Below are 16,512 nucleotides of genomic sequence, written 5' to 3'. Positions count from 1 at the left end.
GAATTAAGGTGCCACATGGGACAGACACTACTCTCGATCAGTTGTCTCATCATGCTTGGAATTGGACTCACTGGTTGTAGTGGCCCACAGTCAGCACTTCGATCATGGGTTGGGAAATCGGAAATCGAACTGATCAAACATTGGGGAAAACCTGATACCATCAACACATTTGCCAACGGCGAAAAAATCTATACGTGGATAGACCTCAAAATTAATAATGACGGTCCTCACACATGCCAAAAATCAGTAACGATCAGCGTAAAACATACCATCACCAAAGGTATATCGCGTGGATGCCCCTCCGTGGTGTCCTACCGTTAACACGACTGGCTTTGCACAAACCCCTGTCAATAGGGTAGTATCACATTCGTTGAATTGCTACACGCGACGGTGATACCAACAATGCGTTTCTTGCCCAACAAGTCTTCACCAACAGACGACATATAACATTCCTTCCTATGCGGAGAGGTGCTGGAGTCCGGTCGATCAGGACGGTCTCGAAAACCGTTGTCCCGAAAGGGACCGTGGGTTCGAATCCCACCCTCTCCGCCAGCCTTCGCTAAAGCTTCGGCTGGCATGCCAGCTTTGGAGAAAAGACTAAACAAGCAAGTGGCGGTAGGATTTCATTACCAGAAGCGAAGGCTGTCCGCCGAAGTCTTGCTATATCTGTCGATAGCTTTGAGCCCTCACAAGCTAGAAATTAGCTTTCATTGCAAGCATAACATAGTGACGAAGGAGGACTCTTAGTATTCCCCTCTCATGAAATATGTGTATCTTATCAGAAGCCAATCACATCCTAATCAGTGCTACATTGGTATAACTTCAGACCTGGAAAAACGAATATCCGTTCACAACAGTGGTGGATCTATGCATACAAAAAAATTCAAACCATGGAAGTTGGTCACTTACGTCGCTTTTTCAGATACCAAGAAAGCAATCGCTTTTGAGCGATACCTTAAGAGTGGATCAGGAAGAGCCTTTGCCCATAAAAGGCTTTGGTAATCGGGATACGTACAGATCAACATGTGGGCGTAGCGAAGGCACGAGGGGGCTAGCCCCCTAGTGGGAGCGCGAGACTCACAGCACGTGCGACTTCGAATTCCCACCCTCTCCGCCAGCATTTGCTAAAGCTTCGAGTCTACGAGCCGAAGCGCTTCGACGCGCAGGCGGGCTGGCATGCCAGCTTTGGAGAAAAAACTAAACAAGCAGTGCGGTAGGATTTCATTACCAGAGAGGCAATCGAATTACATTTGGAGGGAATGCGACAGATGGTTCCTCAATCCCAGAACCGAGTAGTCAAGTAGAGCACGTGAAAGTGACTGTCTGACAAATAAGGCCAAGCGAAGATAACTTGTTATAAAAAGATAATTTCGTTACCACACACCTTGCTGATGCAGTTTCACGAAGCCCTTCATGACATCACGCCGACTCAGCTGACCCACCAATCGATTTTCTTGTAAGACGGGATATCGTCGATACGGAGTCGTGGTAAATAATTCAGCAATCTCGACGATGCTGGCATCAGCATCAATCGTTTTCACTTCTCGAGTCATGTAATCCCCAACGGTGCCTCCCCATTCATCGTGATACGCCGCATTGAGGCCGACTCGAAGACAGTCTGTTTCTGAAAGCAATCCAACAAGATTTCCACGCAAATCGATGACTGCAGCCCCAGATAGCCACTGCTCCACTAAGGTTTTCATGGCTTCGTGAATATCCATATCTGGGGTAAAGGTCACCGGATTGGCCTTCATAAAATCTTTCACGAGGACCGAATGTAATTGCATACGTTTCTCCCTATGTCTAATTGACGTTTAGGAGACCATGACTTACTTCCAAGGCGTGTTTGCACCACCAGGAACACTACGAAGGATGACTGGGACCTCATGCCTGCGCGAATGAGGACATGGGCGCTCTTGGTATTGCTGAGTCTCACAAGGGGTTGGACAGACCATACAATCAAGCCCCTGGATCGTCTTGAGTCCGCCACAACTCCCCTCCAAACTGTTTCTTCCCGTGAGCACACCGACGGCCATCGCCAGAACCGTCAGGACCATCAACACAAATACGATACTAAAGATCACCATATCAGCCTCTTCTATGATTCCAGGTATTGAGTAAATTCCGTTGTGACTTTTTCATGAAAGCCGTCCTCGTCTATCGTGAGAAACATTGAAGCAATCTGCTCCTGCTCAGCCAGAGCAAAGCCTGCCTCTGGACCAAGCACAAGCAGTGCCGTAGCAAGGGCATCGGCGTTCATTGACGACTCCGAAATGACCGTCACAGAAGACAAATGATGAGTAACGGGTTTCCCGGTTTTCGGATTTATGGTGTGTGAAAATCGAATGCCGTCTCGTTCGAAAAAGTTCCGATAATCCCCGGATGTCGCCACACTGTGATGCTCTAATCGAACCAGACGTTGAATAGATCTTTTCATCGGCATGGGTTGTTCGATGGCTACATTCCAAGGGTTTTCTTGCGCATTATGTCCGTGCGCTCGAAGTTCCCCACCAATTTCAATCAGATAATTCGTGAACTGCAGCGACGTTAAATATTCGGCAACTTGATCGACGGCATACCCTTTCGCAATAGCCGAGAGATCGACGGAAAGGGCGGGCAACGTTTTTCGGATTGCAGGAGGGTCGTCTTGAACCTGTAGATGAGCGTAGCCAACGGCACGCAGTCGAGCATGGATCGCTTCGTTAGAGGGAATGATATTCTGGCGAGCACTGGGACCAAATCCCCAGAGATCCACCAGAGGTCCAACGGACACATCAAAGGCCCCGGATGATAACTCACCAACTTGCAACGCTTCTTTCACGACCCTGTGCAAATCCGGCGAAACGGATACCCACTGCGTCGTCTGATTTCGATTAAATTGTGACAGCTCAGAGTCTGCCTGATAGGTCGACATGCTCGTCGTAATCCGATCCAGAATCTGCTCGATATGCGCGTGAATCGTTGACCGTGAAGTCTGAAGAGAGGGATCAACAATGGTGACCGTATAGGTTGTTCCCATTGTCGAACCGGAAAACGTCAAAGGAGCCGTATCACGTACGAAGGAACTGCACGATGCCAAACTGACTAAGATGCTTGCAATAAAACAGGAGAGCAGACACACTCGGTTCATAAAGAAATAATGTGTCATTGAATGTCGTCCTTCAGAAAATCGTACAGACGAGGCCTATGATATTCGTTCAAGAACACACCGTTCACAATACTAGCCACCAAAATCATCAAGGAAAATTTGAGATCGCTCAACACCCAAGTCTTCTAACATTTTAATAACAGCAGCATTCATGACCGGCGGACCGCACATATAATATTCACAATCTTCAGGAGCTGAATGCTGCTTAAGGTACTCCTCGTATAACACGTGATGAATAAACCCGGTATACCCAGTCCACCGGTCTTCTTCTTTCGGATCCGAGAGAGCCACGTGCCATCGAAAATTCTCGTATTCTCCTTGCAGTTGATCAAAGTCCTCTTGATAGAAAATTTCTCGTTTACTTCTCGCCCCATACCAGAATGAAATTTTTCGCTTCGAATGAATTCGTCGAAGCTGATCGAAGATGTGTGAACGCATAGGAGCCATCCCCGCGCCTCCGCCGATAAAGACCATCTCATGTTCTGTTTCTTTGGCAAAGAATTCACCAAACGGACCAGAAATTGTTACGGTATCGCCAGGCTTAAGATTAAAGATGTACGATGACATTTTCCCTGGAGGAATTGAGTCCTGAGCGCCAAACGGCGGAGTGGCAATACGGACATTGAGCATGATGAGACCGTGTTCTTCCGGATAGTTAGCCATGGAGTAGGCTCGCATCACCGGTTCAGCCACATGGGACTCATAACGCCAGAGATCCGCTCCATCCCATTCTTCTCGATATTCAGGCTCGATAGCAAAATCGGAAAACTTGGCATCATAGGGAGGACATTCAATTTGAATATACCCACCTGCGCGAAAATTCACATGCTCTCCTTCAGGAAGGACGAGAACCAACTCTTTGATAAAGGTCGCGACATTATTATTTGATCGAACCGTACATTCCCATTTCTTGACGCCAAAGACTTCCTCTGGAATCTGAATAGCCATGTCTTGTTTGACTGTCACTTGGCAAGAGAGGCGATCACCTTCAACCGCTTCACGTTTCGTGATGTGAGACGTTTCAGTTGGAAGAATCGAGCCTCCTCCTTCAAACACCTTGACTTTGCATTGTGCGCATGTCCCACCACCACCACACGCCGAAGAGACAAATAATTTGGCTTCCGCAAGAGAACCGAGCAACTTTCCACCGACGGGAGCTTGAATCTCTTTTTCACCATTCACTCGAATAGTGACATTCCCTGACGGAACCAGTTGAGCTTTCGCGCCAATGATCATGAACACCAAAGAGAGGACAATGGTCGTAAACAACGTCACCCCTAATACAACTTCTACCATGTGTGGCCCTCAACAAAAATCATGATGTCACAATTGAATTCCGGAAAATGCCATAAACCCCAATGACATGAGGCCGACAGTAATAAAGGTAATCCCAAGCCCCTGCAGGCCTTCAGGTACATCGCTGTATTTGAGTTTTTCTCGCACTCCCGCTAATGCTGTAATTGCCAATGCCCACCCAAGACCACTCCCAATACCGTAGACCACACTTTCTCCAAAATTGTAGTCCCGTTCCACCATGAAGAGTGTGCCGCCAAGAATTGCGCAATTCACCGTAATCAACGGAAGGAAAATTCCAAGTGCGTGATACAACGCTGGGAAGTAACGATCTAGCAACATCTCAAGAATTTGCACCATCGCGGCAATCACGCCGATATAACAAATCAATCCTAAGAAGCTCAGATCAACGTCTGGAAATCCTGCCCAAGCCAAAGCCCCGTCTTTTAGTAAACACTGATACAAGAGATTATTGGCTGGAACGGTAATCATTTGAACCACAACCACCGCAATGCCTAACCCCGACGCGGTTTCGATTTTCTTGGAGACGGCTAAGAACGTGCACATCCCTAAGAAAAAGGCCAAGGCCAAATTCTCAACAAATACAGACTTGATTAACACATTGATATAGACATCCATTACAACACCTCGGTCCGGTGAACCTGATGGATCCGATACTCAGCTTTTTCCATCTGTTCGGTTTTCCATGCTCGCAATCCCCAGATAAACAAGCCGATCAGAAAAAATGCACTGGGAGGAAGCAACATGATCCCGATAGGGGTAAACCAGCCTCCCTCTGAAACTAGAGGAAAGATCGTATACCCTAAAAGTTTTCCAGCTCCCAGCAACTCCCGAAAGGTACCCACGAAAATGAGTATCACGCTGTAGCCAAGCCCATTGCCGATCCCATCAAGAAAACTGAGGCCCACCCCATGCTTCATGGCATAGGCTTCAGCACGTCCAAGGACAATACAGTTCGTAATAATCAACCCCACAAACACAGAAAGTTGCTTACTGGTTTCAAACGCAAAGGCCTTCAAGAGTTGATCAACCACTATGACAAGAGACGCAATAATGGTCATTTGGACAATGATTCGAATACTGCTGGGAATATGATTTCTGATGAGACTGATCGAGGCATTCGAACAGGCAGTGACTGCCGTTAGGGCGACACACATGATCAATGCCGTGGCCAGTGAAGTCGTAACGGCAAGGGCAGAACACACGCCCAAGACTTGAAGAGCAATCGGATTGTTATCTAACAGTGGATCTTTAACAACTTTTTGTGCTTCCTGGCTCATGATGTCCCTGTCGTCTGATTTCGAACGTTCTGTAAATACGGACCGAACCCGTCTTGACTCAGCCAGTAACGCAACAGGTGTGTCACACCGCGGCTTGTCAGCGTCGCACCAGCTAACCCATCCACTTGGTGGATCGATTCAGCCTTGCTTGAATCCACCGCTCCTCTGACAACTTCGATGCGTGGCGTGCCTTGCGTATCGTAGACCGTCTTTCCTGACCATTTGGTACGCCAGGCGGGATTATCAACTTCCCCCCCGAGCCCAGGCGTTTCGGCATGTTCGTAAAATTGAAGCCCATAAATCGTATTGGCATCGTTGTGAAGCACAACAAAGCCATAGAGCGTTGACCACAAACCATACCCATGAACAGGAAGAATAAAATACTTCATTTCTTCCTGTTCTTTAACTAAATAGACTGTGGCATACTTAGCCCGTTGTTTAATATGAGCGATATCCCGATCTGATGGAATGTGCACATTGCGTAATGGATCTTTTGCGGCTTGCCGTTGATCGAATTCTCCTGGAAGAATCTCATTCACATACTCTCCAGTAGCCAAGTCCACAACTTTTGGCTCAACCTGTTGAAACAGCGTATCAATAGGTTGACCTTCGCGATATAAGCCTGCGACTTGCAGAATATTCCGTTTCTTATCGAGACTTTTATTTTTGAGTTGGAACGGTTTCAGTGTCACAGCGGCGGTTGAGACAAGGACGGAACACACCAAACAGAGGAGGAGGGCCACCACAATCGTCTTGACCGTACTATCATTGGGTAAACGCAAAATATCCCTTATGCCTAAAAACGAAGATTGTTTTCTATCAGAAGATGTCGTCATGTTAGGTATTTCGTAATACTCGTTTTCGGACATTCACTTGAATCACCATGTAATCAATGAGTGGCGCAAAAATATTGGCAAAGAGAATGGCTAACATCATCCCTTCTGGAAAAGCGGGATTCGCCACACGAATGAGAATCGTCATGAACCCGATGAGCAGACCAAAAATCCACCGCCCCACCGTCGTCATCGACGCTGAAACGGGATCGGTGGCCATAAACACCATGCCAAAGGCTGAACCACCAACAACCAAGTGCCAATACCATGGAAGACTCACCATGGGGTTTGAGACACTGCCAAACACGTTGAAGAGAATTGTCGTGCCAATCATACCCAACGCAACCCCTGCCATAATGCGCCAGGACGCCACTCGCGTGTAAATCAAGAATGCCGCCCCGAGGAGACAGGCCAAAGTAGAGGTCTCGCCCATTGAACCTTGGACCGTTCCTAAAAATGATTGCGACCAGATGAGGCCGGCCTCTTGAATCGCGGCTAACCCGCCAATCGCACCAATGCCCAGCGCCGTAGCTCCACTAAACCCGTCCACAGCCGTCCAGACCGTATCGCCTGACATTTCGGCAGGGAAGGCAAAGAACAAAAATGCCCGTGCCGTCAACGCCGGATTTAAAAAGTTCTTCCCTGTTCCGCCAAAGACTTCTTTTCCAAAGACGACGCCAAAGGAAATACCAATCGCCACCTGCCACAAGGGAATATCAGGAGGAAGCGTCAAGACAAATAAAATTGACGTCACAAGAAAACCTTCATTCACCTCATGATTGCGAACAGCCGCAAATAGAACTTCCCACAGGCCACCGGCAACCAAGGTCACGATATAGACAGGAAAGAAATACAAAAATCCATGCCAGACGCAAGCAAAGATATTAGTTGGGGCATAGCCAACCCCCACACTGTCGAGAATGGTTCCTCGCCATCCATCAATCGACGACAATCCTAATTGCGCCATGGCAACATTGGCTTGATAACCTATGTTGTACATCGCCATCGCAATACATGGCGTCACAGCAACAAAGACATACATCATGACTCGCTTGAGATCGGCGCCATCGCGAACATGAGGAGCCGAACGTGTAACGGTCGATGGGGTATAGAGAAATCCATCGATCATCTCATACACCACAAAATACTTTTCGTACCGCCCGCCCTTTTGGAACAGCGGCTGCCAGCGATCTAAGAGTCGACGGAGCCAGGGCATCAACCTTCCCTCTCAATATGCTCAAGACTGGCTCGCAAAAACGGGCCAAAGTTGTATTTACTGGGGCACACGAATGAACATAAGGCAACATCCTCTTCATCCAGCTCAAGACATCCTAGCGCTTGTGCAGAATCCGTATCCTTGACGACCAATGCTCGCAGCAAGGGCGTGGGAAGAATATCCAACGGCATCACATCTTCATACACTCCCACTGGCACAATGGCGCGAGGACTCCCTTGCTCAAGAGAGTTCAATCGAAACGTGATATGTCGAAAGAAACTGGACACGAAGACATTCAAGGCCGAAAATTTCTCTGGGCCGGGAGACAACCATCCCAGGAATGTTCGCTCTCCACCCTCCGGCACCACAGTCAGTTGAGAATGATATCGACCAAGAAACGTGGCCCACCCAATGGCCCAATGGCCCGACAATAACGACCCTGAAATGACTCGACATCGAACAGATTCCAGTTGCCCTTCAACAAGGTCTTCCGTCCTGGCTCCAAGCCGAGTTCGAATCAACCTGGGCTCTCGTACCACTGGTCCTGCAAATGCGATGATGCGATCAGTCCATATTCTTCCAGTTGTAAATAGCTTCCCTACCGCAATCACATCCTGATAGCCGAGATGCCACACCGTTTTCTTAGGTCCCACCGGATCGAGAAAATGAATGTGTGTCCCAACTAATCCCGATGGATGCGGCCCGGCAAATTCGGCAACGGTGAGTTGTGTCGTAGAGATGGACGGAATATCTTCGCCCAAAGCCTTACAGAGAAACACGTTGCCGTCGGTCAAATGGCCGATCAAACGAAGGCCATGAATAAAATCATCTTTGTATTCTCGAATCACACGAGAGACTTGAGGGGCCAAGGGATTGGTATCCATGGCCGTCACAAAAATGGAATGGGGCGTGGTATCTGGAGAAGGGACTTTACTATATGGCCGTGTTCGCAACGCCGTCCACAATCCAGAATCCACAAGATGATCCCTCACGTGATCACGAGTTAATCGAGGAAGCTCTTCGTGACTGTATGACGTAAACGTTTCTTCGTCATTGCCTTCGAGTTGGATCACCACTGACTGCAAAGCACGCTTCGCTCCACGATGAATAGCCGTCACCACTCCACTTCCAGGTGAGGTATACATCACACCAGGATTGGCTTTATCTAAAAAAATTGGCTGCCCCAGTTTAACGCGAGCGCCTTCGTCAACGAGCACGCTAGGCTTCATGCCGACATAATCTTGACCAAGCAGGGCCACGGACTGTACCTGCGGACCGTCGTAAATCACCTGCTCCGGCTCCCCAGTTATGGGGATATGCAATCCATTGCTTATTGAAAAATGTACGGAGTTCATACGTCTAATTACCTAGAACGTAACACACAACTACGCCTATAGCCGTTCCAATATACTTCCGTCTGTATGACGTGTGTTTTTGCGCTGTGTACATGATGTACATTCGGCTGGAAGCTATTTGGTTTCGCTATAGACCTCTTACTCCTTTTCGGTCCTCTTCGTTACATTCTTTAGGTCGTTACCTGTCATCTGAACAAATGTTATCGAATATAGCGAATCCAAATACGTTCCAAACGGAAAAATAGAACAAACTCCGCGCTGTGCAACGTTTGAATCAATGGAAGGTTATCCCCGCTTGAATGTCCTGACAATGCTTGACGTATTCTCTCACGTATTGGATATCACTCGCGGACAAGATCGCGTGTGATCGTTTCGGAATAACTGAGACTATAAACCCAAGAGATGACGTGAGAAGATGATTGATGAGACTCCACACTGATCGTGGAATATTTCCTACCGTACGCATGAGGGTACGTTGAGGATAGACAACAACAGAATACCCGACTGTAGGGACAAGGCTGCCTATCTGTCGTTGATGGGAAAAACGGCTGGAACGTTATTGCTTGGAAAGCGACTGAGGAGGACAAACTTGTGGGGACAGTTGAAAATTCTGAAGTTCGTCTAATATTCGATCGGCAACCATACGTTTGGACATTCGCGGCATAGGCGTGATCTTTCCATGCCGAGTCAACACAATCACTTCGTTCGTCTCATTATCAAAGGCAGACTCAGGGCCTCCGACTTGATTCACCACAACCATATCTAAACGTTTCTTTTGCAGTTTTTCTCGCCCGTTTTCTATCAAATCGTTTGTTTCAGCGGCAAACCCAATTAAGAGCTGATGCGTTCGCTGGGCAGACAAGGCCGCTAAGATGTCGGTCGTTCGTTCAAGCTGTAGAGGTTCTCCCTGCCAATCACGCTTTTTCAATTTCTCTTCACGACAATGTAGCGGTCGAAAATCTCCAACGGCTGCAGTCATTACCAACACATCAGTAGCTCCAAATCGTGACTGCAGCGCATGGGACATGTCTTCTGCAGTATGAACCGAAATGCACTCGACACCACATGGCGGGTCGAGACTCGTCGGGCCACTGACTAAAATAACCTCCGCTCCTCGCAATTGCGCTGCCTTCGCCAGCGCATAGCCCATTTTCCCAGAAGAGCCATTTGAAATAAACCGCACCGCATCAATCGGCTCACGTGTGGGACCGGCTGAGATGAGAATTCGACGCCCGGCCAAATCCTTTGCTGTCGCTACGTTTTCAAGCACTGCCTCAACAATGGTTTCTTCGTTTGGAAGACGCCCACGTCCAAACGTTCCAGAGGCCAGCTCTCCAATCTCCGGCTCCAAGACAACGACCCCTCGCGCTCGTAGGGTTTTCACATGCTGTTTAATTGGCGGCTGTTCCCACATATCTCCATCCATGGCCGGCGCAATAATGACGGGACATTGGGTGGTAAGCAACAACGTGTTCAAGAGATTATCAGCTAATCCTAGGGCATAACTGGCAATCGTATTGGCGGTACAAGGTGCAAGCACAATCAGATCTGCCGATTCTGGCAAAGACAAGTGCGGCATGTCCTGATGGCCGGAAAAAATATCGGTGGCGACTGGATGTTTCGATAAGACCTCAAACGTGAGCGGTGCAATAAATCGCGTGGCCGAATCCGTCATCACAACCGATACATCCGCACCGTGACTCATCAGCGTGCGCAGCAAACCCACGGCTTTATACGCCGCAATACTTCCAGTTACTCCGAGAAGCAGACGCGCCCCCTGTAATTTCGATTCAGCCATAGATGGACAACCTAGGATTCCTCTTCCGCGACAGGCTCATCAACTTTAGGACTATCATCAATATAGACACTCAATTCTTTCTGAATTTCCTGAGCCGTCGCGTCGGTTTGCGCTAACAGCGCTGGATCAAACTCGCGTTCGTTTGCCCCTTTGGCTTTCTTGATCGCGTCTCGAGCATCTTGCCCTTTCAAGTAATTGACCTCGCCGCCCAAGACCTCTTCTAACGCCGTTGACGTCTCTTTGATATATTTGAGGGAACCAGATGTCGGAGCACCACGCATAATTTGCTTGGCACGTTGCGCGGCGATTAATACAATTCGAAAACGAGAATCAAATTGCGTTTGATGATGTTCGGGAAGCAATGATAATGCATCCATCATGAGATCACGTTCCTTTCTCTCAGTTCGTTAAGACACACGGTTACTCTCTTGACGAGCCAAACCATGACGAAAAACCCACGCTGGGTCAAGACGTTTTGTTCGAACATGTTCAGCCACAATAATCGACTCAAACTCCTTTATGGCTTGCTCCAGACAACCATTCTGAATGGTATAGTCGTATTCAACATAATTAGCTATTTCAGCTTGAGCCTTTTGGAATCGATGTTCGACCACATCAGAGTCATCGGTTCCACGAGATTCAAGTCTGGCCTTCAAAACTTCAAGCGACGGCGGCATAAGAAACACGGATACGGCATCAGGCATGTTTTTCATGACATTTCTCGCGCCCTGAACATCGATATCCAAAATCACATCAATACCTTTATCAATCTGCGTCAAGAGTTCTTGACGCGGCGTCCCATACAAATTTCCATACACTTCAGCCCATTCGAGAAATGCTTCTTGGGCAATCATACGGCGAAACTCTTCTTGATCAATAAACCAGTATTCAACCCCGTGCGTTTCCCCGCCACGAATAGACCGTGTCGTATACGACACAGAAAGCTGAACATCTGGAATCGAAGCAATGATGTGTTTGCATAACGTCGATTTCCCTACTCCCGAGGAACCCGATAAAATCAACAGTATTCCGCTATGCGACATTGCGTACAACTTTCATCATGAAGAAACGGTCATAGCCGCGATCATTCAACATTCTGGACTTGTTCACGAATTTTCTCTAGTTCACTTTTCACATCTACCACATGCAAGGCAATCTGCGCATCATTGGCCTTCGATCCAATCGTATTAATTTCTCTACCCATTTCCTGAAGCAGGAAGTCCAGTCGTCGACCTATCGCACCTTTTGTCTTACATGAATCATGAAATTGTGCAAGATGACTATCGAGTCGTGTTAATTCTTCTGTTATATCACAACGATCAGCATAGGTCGCTAACTCTTGATTGAGCCGATCAGAGTTCGAGGGATTGTCACCCAGTAACTTTATGACTCGTTTCTGCATTCGGTCAAAATGTTCTTGAATACTGAAGGGAGCTCGTCGGGTTATGGCTTTCAATGCTAACCGAATTTTCTGAAGACGCTTCCCCATATCATCGGATAATGCCTTGCCTTCTCGTATCCGCATTTTATCCAAATCAGCCAGTGCACCTTTTGTCAGACGCAGGACGACACCCTGCGCATCGGTTCCTTCAATACTCCGCTCGGCAACGGTAAACACATCCCGTAACCCGGCAATTAACCCAACGTCTATGGGACCATTCACTCCAAGCTCTCGTTGAAGTTCTTTCAACAACCGGTGATAGTCTCGTGCGGCCGAACGGTCAAGCACTAAAGACTTCTGACGATTGCCTGTGTGAGTCATTGAGACCGTGAATTCTATTCGTCCCCGTTCACACCGCTGATGAATCAATTGCTTGAGATCCTCTTCCAACCCGGCTAGACTACGAGGAAGTCTCGAAACAATTTCACAAAACCTATGGTTTACGGACCGAAGTTCAACGCCCAAGGCCGCACCTTTCCACTCAGCTTCCCGCTTACCGAATCCCGTCATACTTTTCATGCGATTGATAACTTTCCATCCCACGCACACATCGTATAAATGACACAGTGTTCACACTTCGGCAACCGTGCTTGACACACATATCTGCCATGCAAGAGTAAACGCTGTGCACCAATGGTCCATTGGGCTTTCGGCAGGATCTTCTGGAGATCATATTCAATGGTTGTGGGATCGTCGCTTTCAGTCAAATGCAGTCGATTCGCCACACGTTTGACATGGGTATCGACAACGACCGATGGTCGACCAAAATAACTTCCTAACAACACGTTTGCTGTTTTCCGACCTACACCAGACAACATCGTCAAGTCATCCATATTGTCTGGGACAGTACCGTTAAATCGAGTCGCAATAAGCTTTGCGCACGCAATGATATTTTTCGCCTTACTTTTATAGAACCCCGTCGAACGAATCAGCGCTTCTAATTCAAGGGGCTCAGCCTCTGCATACTCATCGGCAGTATGATAACGTGCGAATAAGGCCGGAGTCACTTTATTCACGCGCTCATCTGTACATTGCGCTGAAAGAATCGTGGCAATTAATAACTCCAGCGGATTGGAAGACGTGAGTTCAACTTCAGGGTCAGGAATAGTATTGCCTAATTCCCTTAAAATTTTCTGGACCCGTGATTTGGAGACTGGCTTTCGCGTCGTCGATGCTAAGGTTCTCGTTCGTCGAATCCCATGCGTGACCGCTTGCGAACCCTTCATGATACACCCACACTCGACGCCTTCGCTATACGTGCACCACGAAATGTATTCCATGCCCCATTCAACTCCCCCTCGCGATCCAGCCGATTCAGCATGTACGCCAATGCCTCTCGAACTTCCGTAACAGTATGGCCTTGCGTCGCCGTAATCCCGATGGCTCGATACCGATGACACAATTGTTCAACATGACCAACAGGGAGTAAGTCACATTTGTTCAACACCATAAGGCGAGGAATGGAATCAAAGCCTAATTGCGTCAAAATGGTCTCAACAGTTTCAATATGTCGATCTGGATCAGGCGTCGCGGCATCCACAACATGCACGAGTACATCTGCATATTTCAACTCCTGTAAGGTCGTGTGAAATGCCGTGACAAGATCTGCCGGTAACTGCCGAATAAAACCGACCGTATCCGTCAGTATGATTTCACCTCGATCCGGGATATACAACTTACGACTCACGGTATCCAGCGTTTCAAACACACGGTCCTTGACTGACTGCGAACTCCCCGTTAAGGCATTCAATAATGTTGACTTTCCTGCATTGGTGTAGCCTACCAATGAGACCACGGGTGTCGCTTGTCGACTACGCATATTTCGTTGTTGCTGACGGCTGCGTGAGACCGCATCCAACTCTTTCTCTAGGCGGCGAATCCGATCTCGTGCTCGCCGACGGTCTGTTTCCAATTTGGTTTCACCTGGTCCCCTCGAACCAATTCCACCCGCCAAGCGGGAAAAGGCCGTATTGGATTGGGATAATCGCGGAAGCCGGTAGCGAAGCTGAGCGAGTTCAACTTGGACCTTTCCGATTCTTGAGTGCGCCCGTTGAGCGAAAATATCTAAAATGACCTGAGTACGATCCAAAACTCGGAGTTCTGTCATTTCAGAAATTCCATGAACTTGTCCCGGGGTCAAATCTCGGTCAAAAATCAACCAGTCAGCGCCAGTTTGTAAGGCCTGGATAATCACTTCTTTCAATTTTCCAAGACCTAACACATATTTCGGATGCAGCGCACTGGGTCGCTGAATGATAGAATCGACCACATGAATATTACTGGCACGAACCAGTTCCCGTAATTCGTCTAAATGTTCCTGTCGTCGAGAGGCACGTTCCGTGGACACACTGACCAAAATGGCCCGTGAAGAGTCCTTCCCTTTCCGCAATCCAATATTTGTCCGTGTGCATTCATTTTCTAATGAGAGAATAAAGTCCTGGCAGTCGAGTTGAAAGCCATGTAAAGAGCAGGGCTCCCATTCTTGACAAGACTTCCCATGAATCGACTGCGGCAACACATGCGCTAAAAACACATCTTGCACACGTCCTTCCTTGCCCACACCAATGGCCATCATCAGATCGAGCCGGAGCAGTGCAAGGTCAGTTAAATCATCACGGGTCAGTGGTTGATTATTCAGATGCGTGTGCACCAACCGGACACCTCGCAATAACCTAAGCCCAGAACGACTGCGCGCCAAATTGGGAATGACAAGTTCATGATCGTTCCCTATTATGACTGACTGAACATGTCCTTGTCGGTCTATGAGCAAACCGATTTGCCGACGGGTTTCAAAGGAAAGCTCCGCGCAGATTCGAGCTAAATCATTGGTCACCACCTTATCAGTCGGAACACGTCGCCGATACAAACGCTCCATTCGACCGATCTGATTTGCCTTTAGCCCGTGAAGATTTCCAAAAACAACTGGAATCGCTACACCTCCGTTGATAGGGGGGCCAACTTGGTCTCAACCGTCGTCTCTGAATGCGTGCGTCGATGTGTCCCAGCGGCTTGACCAATCTCCGTATCGACATCCCAAGCGGCAATGTCTCCTAATCGATATAGCTCCCAACCCGCAGCTGCAATCATCACTGCATTATCAGTGCATAGCGACAAAGCCGGCAGTGCAACGGGGATCGCCGCTTTCTGCGCTCGTTCGGTCATCCGCTCTCGGAGTCGACTGTTGGCGGCAACTCCCCCAACGACAGCAATCCCTTTCGCGCCATATTTCCGTACAGCTCGAAAAGACTTTTCAACCAAGACATCGACAATGGCCTCCTGGTAGCTCGCAGCAATATCTTCTATGGATGGCATCACGCTGTTAGATTTTTTCATGTCCCGCAAATAGTACAGCAACGCAGTTTTAAGCCCACTAAAACTAAAGTCTAATCCTCCACGGGTCAGATAGGGTCGAGGAAAGTGTACGGCATTGGCTTGACCTGCCTTTGATAAGCGATCAATGAGTGGACCACCAGGATAACTCAATCCCAACATTTTCGCGCCCTTATCAAACGCCTCACCAGCAGCATCATCAATTGTTTTGCCTATCAATTCATATTGTCCAGCACCCGCTGCATAAAATAAATGGGTATGGCCTCCTGACACGACCAGCATGATAGACGGCAGAGGAAAGTCTGGCTGTTCAACCCAGGTTGAAGCTAAATGTCCTTTAAGGTGATTCACGGCCAACAATGGAATTTGCAACGCGTAAGCGAGAGCTTTGCCAAAATTCACTCCAACAAGGAGTGCCCCAGCAAGACCAGGCCCATGCGTTACGGCAATGGCTTGTAATTCTTGATACGAAACCTTCGCCTCGGTCATTGCCAATTGCACAATTGATTCGATTGTCTCAATATGGCGACGTGATGCTAACTCTGGAACAACGCCCCCATATCGTGCGTGAATATCAACCTGGGAATCCAAAACATTGGCAAGAACTTCACCATCGGATGTCACAACAGCTGCAGCCGTCTCATCACAAGATGTTTCAATACCTAAGATTGGTCCAATATTTTTCATCGCACACCGAAGCGTCTCTCTGCGTGACAACTTTTTTTAGAGTTACCGATTTTGTCGAATAATCTGGCAGAAGAAATAAGCCTTGCTGGATCCACAAAGACACCACATTG

General features: G+C 48.1%; 18 protein-coding genes and 1 tRNA gene. 3 read left to right on the top strand and 16 right to left on the bottom strand.

Annotated elements, in window-relative coordinates; translation table 11 throughout:
• The first annotated feature begins 15 nt into the window (after nucleotides 1-15).
• The 3 genes from ACWHX8_RS04620 (at nucleotide 16) to ACWHX8_RS04610 (ending at nucleotide 1,002) form a co-directional block, all read left to right on the top strand.
• A complete protein-coding gene (locus ACWHX8_RS04620; RefSeq protein ID WP_447970788.1) occupies nucleotides 16-321 on the top strand; it encodes a hypothetical protein in 306 nt (101 codons plus the stop codon).
• Between the two features lie 141 nt (nucleotides 322-462).
• Nucleotides 463-552, top strand: a tRNA-Ser gene (locus ACWHX8_RS04615).
• A gap of 207 nt (nucleotides 553-759) precedes the next feature.
• Nucleotides 760-1,002, top strand: a complete 243-nt coding sequence (locus ACWHX8_RS04610) for a GIY-YIG nuclease family protein (RefSeq protein WP_447970787.1) — start codon at nucleotides 760-762, stop codon at nucleotides 1,000-1,002.
• A gap of 371 nt (nucleotides 1,003-1,373) precedes the next feature.
• Here ACWHX8_RS04610 and ACWHX8_RS04605 read toward each other — a convergent pair whose 3' ends face one another.
• The 16 genes from ACWHX8_RS04605 to tsaD all read right to left on the bottom strand — a co-directional run bounded on the left by ACWHX8_RS04605 (nucleotide 1,374) and on the right by tsaD (nucleotide 16,402).
• Nucleotides 1,374-1,787, bottom strand: a complete 414-nt coding sequence (locus tag ACWHX8_RS04605) for a CBS domain-containing protein (RefSeq protein ID WP_447970786.1) — start codon at nucleotides 1,785-1,787, stop codon at nucleotides 1,374-1,376.
• A gap of 42 nt (nucleotides 1,788-1,829) precedes the next feature.
• A complete protein-coding gene (gene nqrM / locus ACWHX8_RS04600; protein ID WP_447970785.1) occupies nucleotides 1,830-2,087 on the bottom strand; it encodes a (Na+)-NQR maturation NqrM in 258 nt (85 codons plus the stop codon).
• Between the two features lie 11 nt (nucleotides 2,088-2,098).
• Entirely contained in the window at nucleotides 2,099-3,148 is a 1,050-nt protein-coding gene (locus tag ACWHX8_RS04595; RefSeq protein ID WP_447970784.1) for an FAD:protein FMN transferase, read from the bottom strand.
• 72 nt (nucleotides 3,149-3,220) lie between these two features.
• Complete coding sequence (gene nqrF, locus ACWHX8_RS04590) at nucleotides 3,221-4,444, bottom strand: NADH:ubiquinone reductase (Na(+)-transporting) subunit F (protein ID WP_447970783.1); 1,224 nt, start codon at nucleotides 4,442-4,444, stop codon at nucleotides 3,221-3,223.
• A 27-nt stretch (nucleotides 4,445-4,471) separates the two neighbouring features.
• On the bottom strand, nucleotides 4,472-5,080 hold the full coding sequence (gene nqrE, locus ACWHX8_RS04585; RefSeq protein WP_447970782.1) for an NADH:ubiquinone reductase (Na(+)-transporting) subunit E: 609 nt from the start codon (nucleotides 5,078-5,080) through the stop codon (nucleotides 4,472-4,474).
• Nucleotides 5,080-5,742 carry an NADH:ubiquinone reductase (Na(+)-transporting) subunit D gene (locus ACWHX8_RS04580; protein ID WP_447970781.1) on the bottom strand — a complete coding sequence of 221 codons (663 nt, stop codon included), beginning with the start codon at nucleotides 5,740-5,742 and terminating at the stop codon, nucleotides 5,080-5,082. The genes nqrE and ACWHX8_RS04580 overlap by 1 nt, the downstream gene beginning before the upstream one ends.
• A complete protein-coding gene (locus tag ACWHX8_RS04575; protein ID WP_447970780.1) occupies nucleotides 5,739-6,578 on the bottom strand; it encodes a Na(+)-translocating NADH-quinone reductase subunit C in 840 nt (279 codons plus the stop codon). Before ACWHX8_RS04575 ends, ACWHX8_RS04580 begins: the two co-directional genes overlap by 4 nt.
• 1 nt (nucleotide 6,579) lies before the next feature.
• A complete protein-coding gene (locus ACWHX8_RS04570; protein ID WP_447970779.1) occupies nucleotides 6,580-7,791 on the bottom strand; it encodes an NADH:ubiquinone reductase (Na(+)-transporting) subunit B in 1,212 nt (403 codons plus the stop codon).
• On the bottom strand, nucleotides 7,791-9,146 hold the full coding sequence (locus ACWHX8_RS04565; protein WP_447970778.1) for a Na(+)-translocating NADH-quinone reductase subunit A: 1,356 nt from the start codon (nucleotides 9,144-9,146) through the stop codon (nucleotides 7,791-7,793). The genes ACWHX8_RS04570 and ACWHX8_RS04565 overlap by 1 nt, the downstream gene beginning before the upstream one ends.
• A 556-nt stretch (nucleotides 9,147-9,702) precedes the next feature.
• Complete coding sequence (gene coaBC, locus ACWHX8_RS04560; RefSeq protein ID WP_447970777.1) at nucleotides 9,703-10,944, bottom strand: bifunctional phosphopantothenoylcysteine decarboxylase/phosphopantothenate--cysteine ligase CoaBC; 1,242 nt, start codon at nucleotides 10,942-10,944, stop codon at nucleotides 9,703-9,705.
• A gap of 11 nt (nucleotides 10,945-10,955) precedes the next feature.
• Nucleotides 10,956-11,324 carry a DNA-directed RNA polymerase subunit omega gene (locus tag ACWHX8_RS04555; protein WP_447970776.1) on the bottom strand — a complete coding sequence of 123 codons (369 nt, stop codon included), beginning with the start codon at nucleotides 11,322-11,324 and terminating at the stop codon, nucleotides 10,956-10,958.
• 27 nt (nucleotides 11,325-11,351) lie between these two features.
• Nucleotides 11,352-11,987 carry a guanylate kinase gene (gene gmk, locus ACWHX8_RS04550; RefSeq protein WP_447970775.1) on the bottom strand — a complete coding sequence of 212 codons (636 nt, stop codon included), beginning with the start codon at nucleotides 11,985-11,987 and terminating at the stop codon, nucleotides 11,352-11,354.
• Between the two features lie 41 nt (nucleotides 11,988-12,028).
• Complete coding sequence (locus ACWHX8_RS04545) at nucleotides 12,029-12,904, bottom strand: YicC/YloC family endoribonuclease (RefSeq protein WP_447970774.1); 876 nt, start codon at nucleotides 12,902-12,904, stop codon at nucleotides 12,029-12,031.
• Entirely contained in the window at nucleotides 12,901-13,611 is a 711-nt protein-coding gene (gene nth / locus ACWHX8_RS04540; protein WP_447970773.1) for an endonuclease III, read from the bottom strand. The genes ACWHX8_RS04545 and nth overlap by 4 nt, the downstream gene beginning before the upstream one ends.
• On the bottom strand, nucleotides 13,608-15,260 hold the full coding sequence (gene hflX, locus ACWHX8_RS04535) for a GTPase HflX (RefSeq protein WP_447970772.1): 1,653 nt from the start codon (nucleotides 15,258-15,260) through the stop codon (nucleotides 13,608-13,610). The genes nth and hflX overlap by 4 nt, the downstream gene beginning before the upstream one ends.
• Nucleotides 15,261-15,316: 56 nt before the next feature.
• Nucleotides 15,317-16,402 (bottom strand): tRNA (adenosine(37)-N6)-threonylcarbamoyltransferase complex transferase subunit TsaD, encoded by a 1,086-nt coding sequence (gene tsaD / locus ACWHX8_RS04530; RefSeq protein ID WP_447970771.1) that lies wholly within the window; start codon nucleotides 16,400-16,402, stop codon nucleotides 15,317-15,319.
• Nucleotides 16,403-16,512: the final 110 nt, after the last annotated feature.

This window comes from Nitrospira sp. M1, assembly GCF_965152605.1.
Note: the sequence above shows the minus strand (reverse complement) of the source record. Positions and strands in the feature narration are given on the sequence as shown.